At 73.5% G+C, this 17,411-nt stretch carries 13 protein-coding genes; 9 read left to right on the forward strand and 4 right to left on the reverse strand.

The window, feature by feature from the left end; genetic code table 11:
- Window positions 1–59: 59 nt before the first annotated feature.
- From ASF82_RS11670 to ASF82_RS11680, 3 genes are all read right to left on the reverse strand, one after another.
- A complete protein-coding gene (locus ASF82_RS11670) occupies window positions 60–821 on the reverse strand; it encodes a carbohydrate ABC transporter permease (RefSeq protein ID WP_056059064.1) in 762 nt (253 codons plus the stop codon).
- A 128-nt stretch (window positions 822–949) separates the two neighbouring features.
- On the reverse strand, window positions 950–1,942 hold the full coding sequence (locus ASF82_RS11675) for a carbohydrate ABC transporter permease (RefSeq protein WP_056057170.1): 993 nt from the start codon (window positions 1,940–1,942) through the stop codon (window positions 950–952).
- Window positions 1,943–2,035: 93 nt separating this feature from the next.
- Complete coding sequence (locus ASF82_RS11680; RefSeq protein ID WP_082514598.1) at window positions 2,036–3,289, reverse strand: extracellular solute-binding protein; 1,254 nt, start codon at window positions 3,287–3,289, stop codon at window positions 2,036–2,038.
- 179 nt (window positions 3,290–3,468) lie between these two features.
- On the opposite strand from ASF82_RS11680, the gene ASF82_RS11685 reads away from it, so the two are divergent.
- The 5 genes from ASF82_RS11685 to ASF82_RS11705 all read left to right on the forward strand — a co-directional run bounded on the left by ASF82_RS11685 (window position 3,469) and on the right by ASF82_RS11705 (window position 9,672).
- Window positions 3,469–4,512 (forward strand): LacI family DNA-binding transcriptional regulator, encoded by a 1,044-nt coding sequence (locus ASF82_RS11685; protein WP_056057174.1) that lies wholly within the window; start codon window positions 3,469–3,471, stop codon window positions 4,510–4,512.
- Window positions 4,513–4,761: 249 nt separating this feature from the next.
- The gene (locus tag ASF82_RS11690) at window positions 4,762–6,486 is read left to right on the forward strand and encodes a CBM35 domain-containing protein (protein WP_056057176.1); all 1,725 of its coding nucleotides are present in this window, start codon (window positions 4,762–4,764) and stop codon (window positions 6,484–6,486) included.
- A gap of 186 nt (window positions 6,487–6,672) precedes the next feature.
- Window positions 6,673–8,649 carry a BCCT family transporter gene (locus tag ASF82_RS11695; protein ID WP_056057178.1) on the forward strand — a complete coding sequence of 659 codons (1,977 nt, stop codon included), beginning with the start codon at window positions 6,673–6,675 and terminating at the stop codon, window positions 8,647–8,649.
- A 134-nt stretch (window positions 8,650–8,783) separates the two neighbouring features.
- Window positions 8,784–9,011 carry a hypothetical protein gene (locus tag ASF82_RS11700; protein WP_056057180.1) on the forward strand — a complete coding sequence of 76 codons (228 nt, stop codon included), beginning with the start codon at window positions 8,784–8,786 and terminating at the stop codon, window positions 9,009–9,011.
- A gap of 88 nt (window positions 9,012–9,099) precedes the next feature.
- A complete protein-coding gene (locus ASF82_RS11705; protein ID WP_056057181.1) occupies window positions 9,100–9,672 on the forward strand; it encodes a hypothetical protein in 573 nt (190 codons plus the stop codon).
- Window positions 9,673–9,747: 75 nt separating this feature from the next.
- Here ASF82_RS11705 and ASF82_RS11710 read toward each other — a convergent pair whose 3' ends face one another.
- The gene (locus tag ASF82_RS11710; RefSeq protein ID WP_056057183.1) at window positions 9,748–13,011 is read right to left on the reverse strand and encodes a hypothetical protein; all 3,264 of its coding nucleotides are present in this window, start codon (window positions 13,009–13,011) and stop codon (window positions 9,748–9,750) included.
- A gap of 234 nt (window positions 13,012–13,245) precedes the next feature.
- On the opposite strand from ASF82_RS11710, the gene ASF82_RS11715 reads away from it, so the two are divergent.
- From ASF82_RS11715 to ASF82_RS11730, 4 genes are all read left to right on the forward strand, one after another.
- Window positions 13,246–13,644, forward strand: a complete 399-nt coding sequence (locus ASF82_RS11715; protein ID WP_056057186.1) for a DUF1304 domain-containing protein — start codon at window positions 13,246–13,248, stop codon at window positions 13,642–13,644.
- A 30-nt stretch (window positions 13,645–13,674) separates the two neighbouring features.
- The gene (gene purU, locus ASF82_RS11720; RefSeq protein ID WP_056057188.1) at window positions 13,675–14,550 is read left to right on the forward strand and encodes a formyltetrahydrofolate deformylase; all 876 of its coding nucleotides are present in this window, start codon (window positions 13,675–13,677) and stop codon (window positions 14,548–14,550) included.
- A 104-nt stretch (window positions 14,551–14,654) separates the two neighbouring features.
- The gene (locus ASF82_RS11725; protein ID WP_056057190.1) at window positions 14,655–15,038 is read left to right on the forward strand and encodes a DUF2568 domain-containing protein; all 384 of its coding nucleotides are present in this window, start codon (window positions 14,655–14,657) and stop codon (window positions 15,036–15,038) included.
- Between the two features lie 83 nt (window positions 15,039–15,121).
- Window positions 15,122–16,372 (forward strand): N-acetylglucosamine-6-phosphate deacetylase, encoded by a 1,251-nt coding sequence (locus tag ASF82_RS11730; protein WP_235491271.1) that lies wholly within the window; start codon window positions 15,122–15,124, stop codon window positions 16,370–16,372.
- The last annotated feature ends 1,039 nt before the right edge of the window (window positions 16,373–17,411 follow it).

Below are 17,411 nucleotides of genomic sequence, written 5' to 3' on the forward strand. Positions count from 1 at the left end.
GCTCCTGGTCTCGGGGGGTACGGCGACGGGCTGCGCGGCGAGGGGCCGGGTGGTCACGGTCAGTCCTTGACGGCGCCGGCGGTGACGCCGGCGGCGACGTAGCGCTGGGCGACGACCAGCAGCACCGTCGCGGGGATCGAGGCGACGACCGCGGTCGCCATGATCGAGTTCCACTCCTGGTTGTTGTTGCCGATGTAGCGGTAGATGCCGAGGGTGATGGTCTGCGCGTCGCCGCCGCTGTTGAGGGTCGACGAGAAGACGAAGTCCGACCAGGCCCAGAGGAACGCGAAGAGACCGACGGTCACGGCCGAGTTGCGGCTGACCGGCAGCACGATCGAGACGAAGGTGCGCCAGGTGCCGGCCCCGTCGAGCTTCGCGGCCGAGAGGAGCTCGTCGGGGATGCCCTGCATGAACGCCGTGAAGATCAGCACGCCGAAGGGCACCGCGAGGGTCGAGTCGGCGATGACGAGGCCCCACCACTCGTTGAGGATCCCGAGGTTGAGGTAGATGGCGTAGAAGCCCATCGCCATGATCACCTGCGGGATCATCTGCGCGACGATCATCACGAAGCTCATGGCTCCGCCGCCGACGGGCCGCAGCTTGGCGAGCGAGTAGGCCGCGGGGGCCGACAGCGCGATCGTCACCACGACGGTGCCGAGCCCGACGAGCAGGCTCGTGCCGAGGTACGGCAGCTGCTCGCTGACGACGGCGCGGTAGCCGTCGAGGGTCGGCTGCGCCGGGAACCACGACGGCGGGCTCTGACGCATCTGCGCCGTCGGCGTCAGCGACACGTTGATCATCCAGTAGATCGGGAACAGCATCACGGCGGTCAGCGCGACGCCGACGACGGTGGTGCCGAGGCTGCGCCGGCCGAGGCGCCTCGAGGAGGCGCGGCGTGCGTCGCTGGGCGGGCTCGCTGCCCCGGTGGGCCGGGTGGTGGTGACGGCGGTCACGAGTTCGCCTGCTTCCTCTGCACGCGCAGGTAGACGAGGCCACAGATGAGGGCCATGACGATGAGGAGGTTGCCCACGGCGGCCGCGGGCCCGAAGGTGGGCAGCGTCGAGCCGAAGCCGAGCTGGTACGACCAGATGGCGAACGTGGTCGAGGCGTCGCCCGGCCCGCCGCGCGACATGATCCAGATGATGTCGAAGACCTTCAGCGTGTAGACGAGGCCGAGCAGGATCGTGATCGCCGAGACCGGCCCGAGCAGCGGGAAGGTGATCCGCCAGAAGGCCTGCCACGCGTTCGCGCCGTCGAGCGAGGCGGCCTCGTAGACGTCTGCGGAGATGTTCTGCAGCCCGCTGTAGAGGATGACGAGGTTGAACGGGATGCCGATCCAGATGTTGGCGATGATCACGCTCGTCAGCGCCCACTGCGGCGAGGTCAGCCAGTTGACCTGCTCGCCGCCGACGGCACGGATGACCGAGTTGACCACGCCGCTCTCGCTGTTGAGCATCCACGACCAGGTCGAGGCGCTGACGATGAGCGGCAGCAGCCACGGCACGAGGAAGAGCGCCCGGAGCGTCGACGAGAGCGGGAACTTCTGGAAGAAGAAGACCGCGAGGGCCATGCCGATCGAGAACTGGAACGCGATCGAGATCGACGTGAAGAGGAGGGTGTTGACGAGAGCCGGGCCGAAGGTGGGGCTCTGGAAGACCTCGACGAAGTTCTGAAGGCCGATGAACGGCGCGGTGCCGTCGATGAACGACCGCACCGTGTAGTCCCGCACGGAGAGGTCGACGTTCCGCAGCAGCGGGTAGACGTAGAAGACGGCGAGGTAGGCGACCACGGGGGCGAGGAACGCCCAGGCCGCGGCCTGGCCCGGCTCGACGCGTCGACGGCGGCGCGCCGCGGAGGGGTCCGGCGGAGCGCCGGGGGCCGGCGGGGAGGCCGGCCGTGCTGCTCGGGTCGCCTCCGGGCGGGGGACGGTGTCGGTGGTCATCTGCTGCTGCTCCTCGTCGGGGGACGGTGCGGGGGTGCCGCGGGGGCCGGGGCGCCGTGCGCGCCCCGGCCGGGTGGCCAGGCCGGGGCCTCGCTACTTCGTGGCGGACTCGGCGGCCTGCTGCGCCTCCTGCAGGGCCTCCTCCGGGGTCGACGACCCGCTCAGGCTTTTCTGCACGGCCTTCCAGAGCTGCTCCGAGATCTTCGGGTAGTCCGTGCCGAGGTCGTCGCTGGTGCGGCCCTTCGCGTCGGCGACCGCGTCGACCCAGGGCTGGAGGTCGGGGTCGGCGGCGACCTGCGCCTCCTGCGCCTCCGTCGTCGGGGCGACGTACGAGAGCGTCGTGTCGGTCGCGACGAGGTTGTCGGTGCTCGTCAGGCAGGCCTGGATCTTCTCGGAGACCGCGTAGCGCGCGTCGTCGGACTGCACGGGCACCGTCAGGAACTCGCCGCCGGTCGGGGCCGGGGCGGCGCCGCCGTCCTTCGAGGGGATGGAGATGATGCCGTAGTCGATGCCCGACTCCTTGACACCGGCCAGCTGCCAGGTGCCGTTCTCGCCGAAGGCGTAGTCGCCGGTGAGGAACTCCTGCCAGCTGGTCGTCTGCGTGTTGCCGATCACCGAGTTGGGGGCGTAGCCGGCGTCGACCCAGTCGGTCCACAGGGCGAGGGCCGACTGCCCGTCGTCGGAGTCGAGCGTGGTCAGGTCGGCGCCCGAGCCCCAGAACCAGGGCAGGAACTGGAAGCTGCCCTCCTCGGTGCCGATGGCCGAGAAGGTGATGCCCTTCTTCCCCGCCGCGGTGACCGCCTCGAGGGCGGTGGTCAGGCTGTCCCAGTCGGTGATCGAGGCCGGGTCGACGCCGGCGGCGTCGAGGACGCTCTTGTTGTAGTAGAGAGCGAGCGTGTTGGCGCCGATCGGGACGCCGTAGGTCTTCCCGTCGAGCTGGCCGGCGGCGAGCAGGTTCGCCTCGACGGCGGAGGTGTCGGCGCCGGTCTCGTCGGTGTCGGTGAGCAGGCCTGCCTCGGCGAGCGTGGAGACGACGGGGTTGTCGACGAGCAGCAGGTCGGGGCTGTTGCCCTGCTGGCCGGCGAGGAGCGCCTTGCTGGTCAGGTCGGAGGTGTCGTAGCCCGTGCGCTCGATCGTGACGCCGGCGTCGGTGCCGCACGACTCGACGAGCTTCGCCCAGTCGCTGGAGTCGTCGAACTGGGGGTACGGGTCCCAGAAGGTGTAGGTGCCGGACGCGGCGTCGGACGAGCCTCCGCCCGATCCGCCGGCGCAGCCGGTGAGCGCGGCCGCGGTGGCGAGCCCGACGACGGTGACGATGGCGGCCTTGCGGCGAGTGTTCGTGTTCACGGTGATCCTCTCTGGTGCTGCAGGGATCTCGCAGAGAGGCCGCGCGGTCCGCGCATCTCACCGTCGAGAAAGTAGGGGGTGTCGGCTCCGGTGCGGGGTGGACACCGAAACTGGTTTCGGGCATGAAGCTATGCCTGCTCGGCTTGCTTGTCAACACAGACATGAACTAATTTCGGTACATGGCCACGACAGGGGACAGGGCGGGGTCGACGACGGTCACCCTCGCCGACGTGGCGCGGGTCGCGGGGGTCTCGGTGGCGACGGCGTCGAAGGCCCTGAACGGCCGGGCCCAGGTCGCGGCCGGCACGCGGCTCAAGGTCGAGGAGGCCGCGGCGGCCCTCTCGTTCACCCCGAACTTCTTCGCGAGGGCCCTCAACTCGGCTCGCACCGGCACCATCGGCATGGTGACGAGCGACCTCGACAACCGCTTCGTGCTGCCGATCCTCCTCGGGGCGGAGGACGCCTTCGGCTCCGGCTCGCTCTCCGTGCTGCTGGCCGACGCCCGCGACGACGCCCTCCGCGAGCAGCTGCAGATCGACTCCCTCCTGACCCGACGGGTCGACGGCCTCCTCATCGTCGGCCGGACGACGAACCCGCGGCCGCCCGCCGCCGTGCCCGCCGACGTGCCGGTGGTCTACGTGTACGCGCCCTCGACCGGCGACGGCGACGTGTCGTTCACGCCCGACAACGTCCAGGCCGGCACCGCCGCGGCCGAGCACCTGCTCGGCCTGGGCCGCCGGCACATCGCCCTCGTCAACGGCGAGGCGTCGTACGCCGCCGCCCGCGACCGCGCCGCCGGGGTCGCCGGGGCCCTGCGCGCGGCCGGGCTCGGCCTCGTCGGCGGCGACTCGCTCTACGGACAGTGGGGCGAGGCCTGGGGCCGCGACTGCGCGCGCCTGCTCGTGCGCGGCAGCGACCCCCTCGACGCCGTCGTCGCGGGCAGCGACCACATCGCCCGGGGCGTGCTCGACACGCTCCGCGACGAGGGCCTGCGGGTGCCCGACGACGTCGCGGTCGTCGGCTTCGACAACTGGGACCTCCTCGTGCGGGAGTCCCGCCCCCCGCTGACGAGCGTCGACATGGAGCTCGAGGTGCTCGGGCGCACCGCGGCGCAGCACCTGGTCGACATCATCGAGGGGACCGTCTCCGCCGGCGTGTTCCCGCAGCCGGTGCGCGTGCAGGCGCGGGCGTCGACGATCCCGCGCACCGACGCCGGGGCGTGACGCCCGACGTGAGGCGCTGAGCCCGCGCCTGCGCCGTGGCCCTCGTCGTCGGCCGAGGGCGAACTCCCTCGCCCTCGTCCGAGGGCGAGCTCGCCCGAGCTACGGCCGGGCGACCCTTGACCTCGCGTCCTCGAAACCACTTCAGGGCACCTTCTTGCTTAATCCGTAGGCCTCTGTCAGTCTCAGCGAAAGCGGTTTCGGACAATGCCGTCCCACGCGGCGCCGCTCGTCCACGCGAAGGAGCACAGGATGAGAAAGACCAAGAAGACCATGGGGGCCGTCCTCGCCCTCGGCCTGAGCGCAGCCGTCGTCGCGGCGCTCGTCACCCCGGGCGCGACGGCCAGCGCCGCCGGGAACACGCTCGTCGTCGACGCGTCGAGCAGCATCCGGCCGGTCACCCACGTCGGGGCCGGCGGCCTGTACGCCGTCTCGAGCACCACGGAGCCGGCGCCGGGCCTGCTGACCCCGCTGCGGCTCAAGCAGCACACCCAGCCGGCACCCGGGGTCCAGCAGCTCGGCAACGGAGCCACCGTCCCCTCCGGCGACGTCCTCGTGACGGCGCCGGCGTTCACGCGCGACGGTGCGCAGTCGTACGCCCGCATGCCCGACGTGTACCCGGACTTCCCGTACCGCTGGATCAGCTGGGCCGACTGGACCCAGAAGATCGACACGATGGTGAAGGCGCGCGTCGACGCCACCGGCACGACGAACATCAACGGCTGGGAGCTCTGGAACGAGCCCGACGGCACCTGGGACACCGCGAAGGCCGGCCCCTTCCTCGACGGCTGGACCCGCACCTACCGCCAGGTGAAGCTGCAGGACACGACGACGCCCATCGTCGGCCCGAGCTACAGCCGCTACTACCCCGACCTGATGCGCGACTTCATGGCCCGCGCCAAGGCCGACGGCACGCTGCCCGACGTCGTGGTCTGGCACGAGCTGGAGGACGAGACCTACAACACGGTCGACGAGCACGTCGCCGACTACCGGGCCATCGAGCGCTCGCTCGGCATCAGCCCGCGCCCCATCTCGATCAACGAGTACGGCTCGCCGTCGCAGGTCGACACCCCCAGCGTCGCGGCGCACTACATCGCCCAGTTCGAGCGCACGGGCATCAACGACGCCGAGCGGGCGTACTGGTACGAGTCGGGCACCGTCGGCGGGCTCGTCTGGAACGGCGCCCCCACCGGCTCGTACTGGCTCTACAAGTGGTACGGCGAGATGGCCGGGAACATGCTCGCCGTCACGCCCTCGGGCGACCTCGACGGCTTCGCGTCGTACGACTCGACCCGCAAGATCGTCAACGTCGCCCTGGGCGGCACCTTCGGCGACAACGCCGTCCAGGTCAGAGGCCTCGCGAGCTTCGGCGCACAGGCCAAGGTGACGGTCAACTACACGCCCCGATCCGGGCGCATGACCAACGTCTCGGCACCCACCCAGATCTCGAGCACGACCGTCTCGATCGTGGACGGAGCCGTCACGGTGCCGATCACGAACCAGGACTACCTGGGCGCCTACCAGGTGGTCGTCACGCCGGCCGCCGGGCCGACGACGTCGTATCAGCAGGTGTACGAGGCCGAGAACGCCACGGTCGTGAACGCGCAGCGCCTGTCGTCGACCACGGCCTCGAACGGCGGCTACGTCGGGCGCATCGACGGCCTCGGCGACGGCCGCTCGAACAGCTTCGTCGACTTCGTCGTCGAGGTGCCGACCGCGGGCGCCTACTCGCTGACCACCCGGTACGCCAACGGAGGCGCGGCCACGTCCACCCAGGGCCTCGCCTACAACGGGGGCGCGTTCTCGACGGTCTCGTACCCGACCACGGGCGGATGGGGCCGGTTCGCCGACTCCGCCGCCGCCCCCCTCACCCTGAAGGCCGGCTACAACGTCATCAGGCTCGCGAAGGGCTCGCCGAACTACGCCGGCGGCAGCGGCTTCGCGGAGATCGACTCGATCACGGTCCGGCCCCGCTGACCCGGGCCGGGCAGAGCCGACGGCCACGTCACGGGAGCCCCGTGACGTGGCCGTCGGCCTGTGCGGTCGCCACCGTCGCGGCTGGTGCCCGGAAGGGGGCGTGAGCCCCGTCGAGGTCGTCGCCCGAGGGGCGTCCCCGACGCCTCGATTGGTCCTTCTGCCTCAAAAGTCAGAGAATTGCTCCTCATGTCAGGAAACCAGCAGGCCCCCCGACCTACCGATCCGCCCGGCGACCACCGCCACGACCGCACCGCCGGAGGCGCGCGACGCCTCGTCCGCGACTTCACCGAGCCGCCGCCGAGCGGGGTGCACCCCGCCCTGATCCCGGGCCTCGGCGTCGAGCAGACCGGCCGCGTGTTCCGCACCGACCGCACCGTCTTCGGCGTCGCGATCCTCTTCGCGGTCGCCTTCCTGGCGTGGGGCGTCCTCGGCGGCGGGAGCCTCGCCTCCACCGCCTCGGCCGTCCTGGCCTGGGTGATCGAGTACACCGGCTGGTTCTTCACGTCGATCGCGACCGTGATCATGGTCTTCATGCTCTGGGTCGGGTTCGGCCGCTTCGGGCGCATCCGCCTGGGGCGTGACGACGAGGCGCCCGAGTTCTCGATGTTCTCGTGGATCTCGATGCTCTTCGCCGCCGGCATGGGCATCGGCCTCGTGTTCTGGGGCGCGGCCGAGCCGCTGACCTTCTTCGAGACGCCTCCCCCCGGCACCGACGAGGCCGAGACGGTGGAGGCGATGCACACGGCCCTGACGCAGGTCCTGTACCACTGGGGCCCGCAGGCGTGGTCGTTCTACGCCCTCATCGGCGGCGCGATCGCCTACGGCGCCTACCGCCGCGGCCGCACCCCGCTGATCTCGTCGATCTTCGCGTCGCTGCTGGGCGAGGGCCGCACCCAGGGCCCCCTCGGCAAGACCATCGACATCTTCGCCATCATCGTGACGCTCTTCGGCACGGCGGCCTCGCTCGGCCTCGGCGCCCTGCAGATCGGCCACGGCGTCGAGCTGATCAGCGGCATCGGCCAGGCCGGCAACACGCTGCTGGTCGGCGTCATCACGGTGCTGACCATCGCCTTCATCATCTCCGCCGTGTCGGGGGTCTCGCGCGGCATCCAGGCCCTCTCGAACATCAACACGGTCGTGGCGCTCCTGCTGGCGCTCTTCGTGTTCTTCGTCGGCCCGTCCATGCTGATCCTCAACGTGATCCCGTCGGTCGCCGCCCAGTTCGTCGGCGACCTGCCGATGATGATCGGGCGCTCCGGCTCGCAGGGCGAGGAGGCCCAGGCCTTCCTGTCGAGCTGGACGATCTTCTACTGGGCGTGGTGGATCTCGTGGTCCCCCTTCGTCGGCATGTTCATCGCCAAGATCTCGCGCGGCCGCACGCTGCGCCAGTTCGTCTCCGTCGTCGTGGTCGTGCCGTCGATCGTGTCGTTCATCTGGTTCGCGATCTTCGGCGTCACCGCCATCGACCAGCGCATGAAGGACGCTCCGCTGCCCAGCAGCCCGCCCGAGGAGGTGCTGTTCGGCATGCTCGGCGGCCTCCCGCTGGCGGGCGTCACGACGGTCATCGCCGCGATCCTCGTCGCGATCTTCTTCGTCACCGGCGCCGACTCGGCGTCGCTCGTGATGGGCACGCTGTCGCAGCAGGGCCGCCCCGAGCCGTCGCGCTGGGTCACCGTGACCTGGGGCGTGCTCGTCGGCGCGATCGCCGCGGTGCTGCTCGTCGCCGGCGGGGAGGACGGCGCGGGGCTGAGCGCGCTGCAGAACGTGACGATCATCGCGGCGCTGCCGTTCGCCATCATCATGGCGTTCATCATGATCGCGTTCCTCAAGGACCTCCGCCGCGATCCGCTCATCCTCCGCGACCAGTACGCCGAGCGTGTCGTGCGCCACAGCGTGCGCAACGGCCTCGAGGAGTTCGGCGACGACTTCGCGCTGGTGCCCGCCGCGTACGACCACTCGAAGGACGACCTCGCCTGGGTCGAGCACGACGCCGACGAGGGGCTGAGCGCCTCCTACGCGGCGGTCGAGGCCGACGCGGCCGCCGAGGCCGAGGCGTCGGAGGCCTCCGAGGCCTCCGCTGCGGACGAGACCCGGGGAGGCGCGGACGACGCCTCCGTCGCCGAGGGAGCCGTCCCCGGCAGCGGCGAGCAGCACCGCTCCTAGCCGCCCACCACCCCGAGGGCGCCCCGCACGACAGCCGTGCGGGGCGCCCTCCGTGCGCCCGGCGGCGCCGAGCGAGGTCGTGCCGACTCGACGGGGCCCCTTGCGGTCACCGGGGATGTCGCTAGCGTGTCGTGATGAACACCGCCACGGTCGTCGTCACCCTCATCGTCCTGGGCATCGTCGCGGCCACGGCTGTCGTCGTCGTCCGCGAGCGCCGGTCGCGCGCCCTCGCCGCGCGGCTCGACGCGCAGGAGCACGAGTCGGGCCTGCGCGCCCAGGCCGACGCCGAGCGACAGCAGGAGGGCCCGCGCGGCGAGGCCGGCGGCATGTCGTGGTCGGCCGGCGGGCACAACTCGGCCTGAGGGCGGGGGCGGCCGTCGGGCCCTGCCTCGACGATGTCCGCCCCCGCGAACTCGTCGCCTGATGTCGACAGTGGCCTAGCCTGACCAGATGTCGAAGAAGAACGAGGGGGCGGCCGCACTCGCCGTGCTGACCGTCGTCGGGGGCCTGCTCCTGACCGGCTGTGCGTCGGGGAACGCGGGGGCCGGGCCTCCGTCGCGGACGTCGTCGCCGCAGGCCGCCGCCGGCACGGGCGCCGGCGGCGACGACTGGCCCGACGGCGCCGACGCGAGCACGCCGGCGTGCCAGGACGCGTCGGCCGCGACCCTGGCCGTCGTGAACACGTCGCTGCACGAGGCGTCCGTCGCGAACGGCACGGTCGAGTCCGTCCTGCCGTGGCTCAGCGCCCGACCCGACACCGACCTCGGCACGTGGACGCTGACCGGCCTCGTCGAGAACACGCAGACCACACAGGGCACGGAGGGCGGCTACTTCGTCGTCTTCGCGACCGACTCGGACCCCACCTCACCGACGTTCGACGGTCAGGTCTCGGCGGTCGGCGGCGCCAGCGCCGCCGTGACGACGCTGCCTCCCCTCCAGCCGGCCTACGTCGGGCCGACCGACATGGACGACGTCCCGGCGGGCGCGCTCGCCTGCGGCACGCAGCGGTCGCGGGAGTCCTGACCGCGCGACCCCCACGACGAACGACGTGCCGCACACCCCGAGGGGCGTGCGGCACGTCGTGTCGGCGGCTGCGACCTAGCGCGGGTCGCGCACCGCCTCGTCGGCGGCGTCCTGCGTCGCCGTCAGGGGCTCGAGACCACGGCGCCGGGCGACGACCGCTGCCGAGCCGAGGCCGAGCAGGGCGAGCGCCAGCATCGCCAGGACTCCGGTCGCGACGCCGGGGCCGGTGTACGCGAGGTCGGAGGCACCGGCACCGGAGCCCGGGCGGGCCGTGATCGGCGTGGCACCGGAGGCGGCGGGCACGACCGGCACCGCGCCTCCTGCACCCGCACCCGCACCGGGCGCACCCGGGGCCGGCGCACCGGGCGTGCCCGGGTCGGCCGGAGCCGGGTCGACGGGCGTCGGCACGACGGCCTCGGCACCCACGCGGTAGCTCGCCGTCGCGGTCAGGCCGGAGCCCGCCCCGAGCGCGCTCACCGTGCGGACCCCGTCGGGGGCGTCGGCCGCGATCGTGCTGACCAGCGCGAAGGAGCCGGCCGAGTCGGCGATCACGGTCTCGACGAGGGGCTCGCCCTCGTCGACCACCGCGACGGTCGGCGCACCGGGGGCCGTGGCGGCCTCGGGGGCGATCGTCACCGCGACGGCCTCGCCGACCCGGAAGCCCGAGCCCGAGATCGTCAGCGACTGGCCCTGCTGCACGACGTCGTCCGACACCGTGAGGGTGCCGGCCTCGGCCTGCGCCTCGGCGCACGCGTCGCCCTGCACCCCGACGGCCGGGGCCATCGGCAGCACCGTCGCGGGCACGGTCGCCGTCGGCACCGTCACCACCGCGTCGTCCTCACGCACCGTCACCCAGCCGAAGCTGTCGCCGATGGTCGAGCCCTCCTGCGTGTTCGAGATCGTCGCGCGGAACCGCGTCGTCGCCGTCGGGCTCGAGAGGTCGTCGCCCGTCGTCGGCACCGTGACCACCTTGCAGGTCTCGCCGGGGGCGAAGGTCAGGGGCCGCATCGCGACGTCGACCTTGCCGCTCGGCGTGCCGATCGCGCTGAACCACGCGGTGGTCGGAGCGTCGGAGGCGCGGCTGAGCAGCACCGGGACGTCCACCGACCCGAGGCCGTCGCCCTCCTCGATCGCCACGTCGGGCACCGAGACGAACGGACGGGTCGAGATCGCGGCCGTGCCGACGCTCGGCGCCGCGAGGAACGACAGGTCGCTGAGCAGCGCACCGCCGGCGATGCGGGGAGCTGTGAAGCGCACCTCGCGCACGTCGGCCAGGTCGACGCCGGTGAACGACGCGACCGGGATCTCCAGCTGCCGCAGCAGCAGCTTGCGGAGCGGCGCCTTCGTGCCGGGCAGCACCTGCAGGGCGTCGCCGAACTCCGAGGCGGGCAGGCTCGCCGAGCCGCCCTTCCCGTCGACGAGCGTGACGACCAGGTCGGTGCGGGCCGCGACGGTCTCGTCGGGGCTCACACGGAACGACAGCCGCTCGTAGCCGGAGACGTTGGTCGAGCCGCCGGGCATCGGGACGCGCAGCTCGGCCGGGGCGGCGGTCGCCGACGCGGGCTCGGTCCAGGTGAACCGCAGCGACGGCGTGGTCGGCACCGACGGCGCGAAGTTCGCCGGGGTGAAGTCGGGCACCTGGGCCGACAGCAGCGAGGTCGCGCAGTAGGGCTGCGTGCCGGGCACCGGGCGACCGGCGAGGCTGGCGCACCAGGCGTACGTGCCGGCGCCGACCACGCGCACGGCGGGGTCGGGCACGGCGAACGTCTGCACGTCGAGGCGGGTCGAGGCGGGCTGCGAGGCGGTGACGCGCACGTCGGCGCGGCCGGCCGAGGCGGGCACCTCGTCGGAGCCGTCGAACATCGGCAGGAACTGCTGCTCGCCGCCCATGGTCAGGCGGAAGAAGCCCGTGAGGTACGCGGTGCCGACGTCGTACTGCTCGTCGTCGGTGAGGCGGGCGGGCGCCGTGCCGTAGCCGCAGTCGGGGTCGACCTGCTGGCGGTCCTGCGCGGCCCAGTCGTCGCTGGCCGAGTAGGCGTACTTGCTCGGCGTCCACGTCGTGTTGTAGAAGTTGTGGTTCGTGCCCATCACGAGCACCGACGAGCGCAGCACGTCGTCGCCGTAGGCGAGGCGCGAGTCGTCGAAGAAGTGCTGGCCCTGCAGGTTCGACACGTCGCCGTCGCAGTACGGCAGCACGACGGCCATCGGCACGTCGGGCAGCGTCATGCGGCCGAAGTCGGTCGGCGCGAGCGGCAGCACGGCCTCGATGCCGAAGGGCTCGGGCAGCTCGGCGTTCAGCAGCGCGGCGCGCACGGCGCCGTCACCGCCGCGCGAGTGGCCCATCAGCCCGACGTGGTCGAGGTCGAGGCGCCCCGCGAGGGCGGGGCTGAGGCCGACGGCCGTGCCGGAGTTCGCCTGCTCGAGCAGCGCGAGGTGGTCGAGGATCAGCTGGGCCCGGGCCACCGCGCCGTTGTCGTCGGAGAGCGTGCCGTCGAGGGCGTTGATCGCGTTGGCCGAGATCGAGACGACGGCGTAGCCCTGGCTGGCGAGCACGTCGGCCGACTCCTGGTACCCCAGGTAGCTCTCGACGTCGACCTGGTCGGGGCTGCAGGGCCAGGCGAGCGGGTTGCGGGTGCCGCCCGAGCACGAGGTGTGGCGCCCGTGCAGGAACATAACGACCGGACGCTCGCCGGTCGCCCCGACGGGCATCGTGACCGACGCGCGCATCTCGCCGAGCCGCCCGAAGCCGCGGATCTCCTCCGCCTCGTCGCCGAGGTCGTAGTCGAGCCGCTCGGTGCCGTAGGCACCGAGCGTCGCGGGGTCGGCCGCGAGCAGGCGCTGCGCGTCGGCGACGCCGTCGTCGGGCACGGCGTCGGTGGTGGGCGTCGGCGCGGCCTGGCGCCGCTGGGCCTGGCCGCCGGGGGCGCGGGCCGGGTCGCCCTCGCCCGTCCAGCCCGCCTGCACCGAGGAGGCGGTGGCCGCGACGGGCAGGGTGGTCACGACGGTGAGGGTGAGACCGTCGAGGCTCTCGGTCGCGACGCCGAGCTCGACGCCGTCGGCCCACAGGGTCGGGGCGGCGCTGCGCTGCTCGACGGGGGCGTCGAGGGTCTTGGTGACGACGTACCCACCGGCGGCGGGCGTGACCGACCAGTCCGAGCCCTGGGCGAGGGTCGTGACCGTGGGAGGCGCGGCGGAGGCCGGGCCCCCGAGCGCGAGCGTGCCGGCGGCGACGCAGAGGGTGGTGGCGACGGCGACGCGTCGCCAGAGGCGGTCGAGCGGACGCGACGGGGCGCGACCGGCGGAGGGCCTGGGGGCAGGCCGAGGGGCAGACGAGGGCACGGGTCTCCTGGGTGAGGGGGCGATGACGGACGGTCGTCCGCCCCCGGGCTCCGTCGGCGGCGTGCTCTCCGACGCCCCGGCTCTGGGCGGATCCAGGGGAACCATAGAGCCGTTCCACAGGCCCCCAGGTCGTTTCGTATACGTTCTTCACACAGCCGAAACGGGGCCGTAACACCGGGTGCCAGAAGGCGAACGGAGCCCCGCCCGCGAGGGAGGGGCCCTAGAGTCGGCCCCATGCTCATCGCCCTGATCGCCGGCGCCCTCGCCGCGCTGCTGCACGTCTACATCTTCGTCATGGAGTCCGTGCTCTGGACGACCCCGCGGGTCCGGGCCACGTTCGGCATCTCGAGCGACGCCCAGGCCGAGCACACGAAGCCGCTCGCCTACAACCAGGGCTTCTACAACCTCTTCCTCGCGATCGTCACGGTGGTGGGCATCGTGCTGATCGCGTCCGACGACTCGGCGGGCGCCTCCCCCGCGGGCGTGTCCCTGCTCGTCGCGGGCACCGGCTCGATGCTCGCCGCCGCCCTCGTGCTCGTGCTGAGCGACCGCACGAAGGCGCGCGCGGCGACGCTGCAGGGCGTGTTCCCGCTGGTCTCGCTCGTGGCGCTGCTGATCGCCACGGTCGCGTAGCACGCCCGCCTCCCGCACTACCCTGGGCTGGTGACCGACCCGACCAGCGACTCCCCCGCCACCACGCACTGGACCTTGACGCTGGTCTGCGAAGACCAGCCCGGCATCGTGCACGCCGTCAGCGGGGCCGTGGTGGAGGCGGGGGGCAACATCACGGAGTCGGCCCAGTTCTCGAGCCACGACACCGGCACCTTCTTCATGCGCCTGCAGGTCGAGGCCCCCGGCGAGCGCGCCGCCTTCGAGGCGCAGCTCGCCCCGGTCGTCGAGCGCTACGGCATGCAGCACGCCCTCGACGTGGTCGGGCGCCCGACGCGCACGCTGGTGCTCGCGAGCAAGGCCGCGCACTGCGTCAACGACCTGCTCTTCCGGCAGCGCGCCGGGCAGCTGCCGATCGAGGTGCCGCTCATCCTCGCCAACCACGACGACCTGTCGGGCCTCGCCGAGTTCTACGGCAAGCGGTTCGAGCACCACCCGGTCACCGACGCGGAGTCGAAGGCCGCCTTCGAGGCCCGCGTGCTGCAGGTCGTCGACCGCTACGACATCGAGCTCGTCGTGCTCGCCCGCTACATGCAGATCCTCAGCCCCGAGCTCTGCGCGGCGCTCGAGGGGCGGGCGATCAACATCCACCACTCGTTCCTGCCCGGGTTCAAGGGCGCGAACCCGTACCGCCAGGCCCACGCCCGCGGGGTCAAGCTGATCGGCGCGACGGCGCACTTCGTCACGAGCGACCTCGACGAGGGCCCGATCATCGAGCAGAACGTCGTGCGCGTCGACCACACCCGCAGCGCTCCCGAGCTGATGGCGATCGGCCAGGACGAGGAGAGCCGCACGCTCACCCAGGCGGTGCGCTGGTTCGCGGAGGACCGCGTGCTGCTCGACGGGGCCCGCACGATCGTCTTCCGCTAGGAGCGGCGGGGGTCGGGCGCCGGGGCGGGGGCGGCGCCGACGCTCGGGCCGTCCCGCCCGCGGTGCCGGGGCGGGCGCCGAGCCGCCGGACGTACGCTGGCCCGGTGACACCGACCTCCTCCGCGCCTCCCCCCGGCCCCTCGCGCACCGGGCCCGTCACGCCGCTCGGCGTGCTGCGCGTCGCGACGATGGCCTTCGGCCTGCTGAGCCTCGCGGCGTGGGGCTACCTGGCGTGGCCGTTCCCGTGGCCGGCGGTGCTGGCCATGGTCGCCGCGCCGCTGTTCGCCGTCGCCGTGTGGCTGCTGTTCCGGTCGCCCCGCTCGGTGGTGCGGACCGACCGGGTCGGCAAGACCCTGGTCGAGACGGCCGTCGTCGGCGCGGTCGTCGTCGTCTGGGTGCAGCTCGGCTACCCCGTGGTCGCGGTCGTCGTCGCGGTCGTCGCGCTCGTGACCGGCGTGCTGGTCGCGAGGCGGGAGGGCGGCTCCTGACCGTCCTGTTCCGCGGAGCCCACGCGGTCGACGCCTCGGGCGAGCGGCCCGGCACGTGGCTGCTCGTCGACGGCGACCGCATCGTGGCGACCGGTCGCGAGGGCGACCTCGACGTCGCCGTCGACGCGGACCCCCGGGCCTCGGCGCCCGGGCAGCCTGCAGGAGGCGCGGTGCCGGTCGCCGACGCCACCGTCGACCTCGCGGGGGCCCGCCTGACGCCGGGGATGGTCGACCTGCACTCCCACGGGGCCGGAGGCGCCTCCTGGGACGACGACCTCGCCGACGTCGAGGGCGGCCTGGCCGTGCACCGCGCGCACGGCACCACGCGCTCCGTCCTGAGCCTGGTCGCGGCGCCGCTGCCGCGCCTCCGGCGGTCGCTGGAGCGGGTCGCCGCGCTGCGGGAGCGCGACCCGCTCGTGCTCGGGGCGCACCTCGAGGGGCCGTTCCTCGCCCCGGGGAGACGGGGCGCCCACGACCCGCGGCACCTCGTCGCGCCCTCGTCGGAGGCGGTCGACGCCCTGCTCGCCGCCGCGCCCGGCGTGCTGCGGCAGGTGACCGTCGCGCCCGAGCTGCCGGGCGGCCTCGAGGCGATCGAGCGGTTCGTGTCGGCGGGCGTCGTGGTCGCCGTGGGCCACACGGAGGCCGACCACGCGCTGACGGCCGCGGCGTTCGAGCGCGGGGCGACGGTGCTCACGCACGCGCTCAACGCGATGCCCGGGCTGCACCACCGGGAGCCCGGGCCCGTCGGGGCGGCCGTCGGCGACGAGCGCGTGACGCTGGAGCTCGTGCTCGACGGGCGGCACGTGCACCCGCAGGTGGCGGCGATGCTCTTCGCCGCCGCGCCCGGTCGGGTCGCGCTGGTGACCGACGCCATGGCCGCGACGGGTGCGGGCGACGGAGACCACCGGCTGGGCGGGCTCGCCGTCACCGTGGCGGACGGGCGCGCCGTGCTGGTGGGCACCGACACGCTCGCGGGCTCGACCCTCACGCAGGACGCGGCCCTCCGCCTCGCCCTCGGCCCCGCGCGGCAGTCGCCGGTCGCGGCCGTGACGGCGCTGACGCTGACGCCGGCGAGGGCGCTCGGCCTCGCCGCGGCGCCTGCCGGATCGGCCGGTGCGGGAGCGGGCACGGGGGCGGGGTTGGGGGCGGAGGCGGGGGCGGTGGCACCTGCACCCGCGGTCGCCGCGGCGCCTGCCGCGGGGGCAGCCCCTCTCGGGCTGTTGGCGCCCGGCCACGCCGCCGACCTGGTCGTCTGGACCGACGACTGGCACGTCGCCCGGGTCTGGGCCGCGGGGGTCGAGCTCGACGTCGGTCGCGCCCCCGGGGGCCCGTGACGGCGTCTCGGCGCAGCGGGCCGTGCCGCCGGGGGTGCGTGAGCGCATCCCGACGCCGTCCGACCGGCTGATGCCCGTCGGGCTGGCGGTCGCCCGACGGGGCGGCGGTCGCCCGGCGGGGCGGCGGTCGCCCGACGGGGCGGCGGTCGCCCGGCGGGGCGGAAGCGACGGTCCAGGACGCTCGATCCACTCCAGAGTGGAGCAGCCGCCCGCCCGGTCCGCCCGCCTAGATCCGCTGTTCCACTCCAGAGTGGAACGGCGAACCGCCCGCGCCCCCCTCCGCGCCGGCACTCGCACTGCACGACCGCCGTTCCACTCCGGAGTGGAACGGCGAACCGCCCGCGCCCCCGCCGCTCCGGCACTCGCACTGCACGACCGCTGTTCCACTCCGGAGTAGAGCATCCGCCCGCCCGGTCCGCCCGCCTAGATCCGCTCCTCCACTCCAGAGCGGAACGGCGAACCGCCCGCGCCCCCGCCGCTCCGGCACTCGCACTGCACGACCGCTGTTCCACTCCAGAGTGGAGCAGCCGCCCGCCCGGTCCGCCCGCCCGGTCCGCCCGCCTAGATCCGCTCTTCCACTCCAGAGTGGAACGGCGATCCGCCCGCGCCCCCGCCGCGCTGGCACTCGCACTGCACGACCGCTGTTCCACTCCAGAGTGGAGCATCCGCCCGCCCGGTCCGCCCGCCTAGTTCCGCTCCTCCACTCCAGAGTGGAAGAGGGATGCCAGGGGGTCGCTCCGGCGCGGGACGCAGCCGTGGCGACGGGGACGCACCACGTTCTCGCACGGGAACCACGCCGCGGCGTGGTTCGGAGGCGAAGACGTGGTGCGTCGTCGCCGGGCTGGTGCGACGGGACGCGGGCCGAGGGGGAGACGAGGTTCCCGCGCGGAGCGTGCGGTGACGCACCCTGTCCTCGCAGGCGAACCCCGCCGCGGCGGGGTTCGGGTGCGAAGACGGGGTGCCTCACCGGGCCCGGCCCGGCCCGGCGCAGCCCGGCCCGAGCGGGCCCGGCCCGGCCCGGCCCGGCCCAGCCCGGCCC

It is taken from the genome of Frigoribacterium sp. Leaf164 (assembly GCF_001423665.1).
Classification (GTDB): domain Bacteria; phylum Actinomycetota; class Actinomycetes; order Actinomycetales; family Microbacteriaceae; genus Frigoribacterium; species Frigoribacterium endophyticum.

Coding starts and splice junctions, on each gene's coding strand:
- ASF82_RS11670 (WP_056059064.1), bottom strand. CDS start 821: ATGCTGTTCCCGATCTACTGGATGATCAACGTGTCGCTGACGCCGACG.
- ASF82_RS11675 (WP_056057170.1), bottom strand. CDS start 1,942: ATGACCACCGACACCGTCCCCCGCCCGGAGGCGACCCGAGCAGCACGG.
- ASF82_RS11685 (WP_056057174.1), top strand. CDS start 3,469: ATGGCCACGACAGGGGACAGGGCGGGGTCGACGACGGTCACCCTCGCC.
- ASF82_RS11690 (WP_056057176.1), top strand. CDS start 4,762: ATGAGAAAGACCAAGAAGACCATGGGGGCCGTCCTCGCCCTCGGCCTG.
- ASF82_RS11695 (WP_056057178.1), top strand. CDS start 6,673: ATGTCAGGAAACCAGCAGGCCCCCCGACCTACCGATCCGCCCGGCGAC.
- ASF82_RS11700 (WP_056057180.1), top strand. CDS start 8,784: ATGAACACCGCCACGGTCGTCGTCACCCTCATCGTCCTGGGCATCGTC.
- ASF82_RS11705 (WP_056057181.1), top strand. CDS start 9,100: ATGTCGAAGAAGAACGAGGGGGCGGCCGCACTCGCCGTGCTGACCGTC.
- ASF82_RS11715 (WP_056057186.1), top strand. CDS start 13,246: ATGCTCATCGCCCTGATCGCCGGCGCCCTCGCCGCGCTGCTGCACGTC.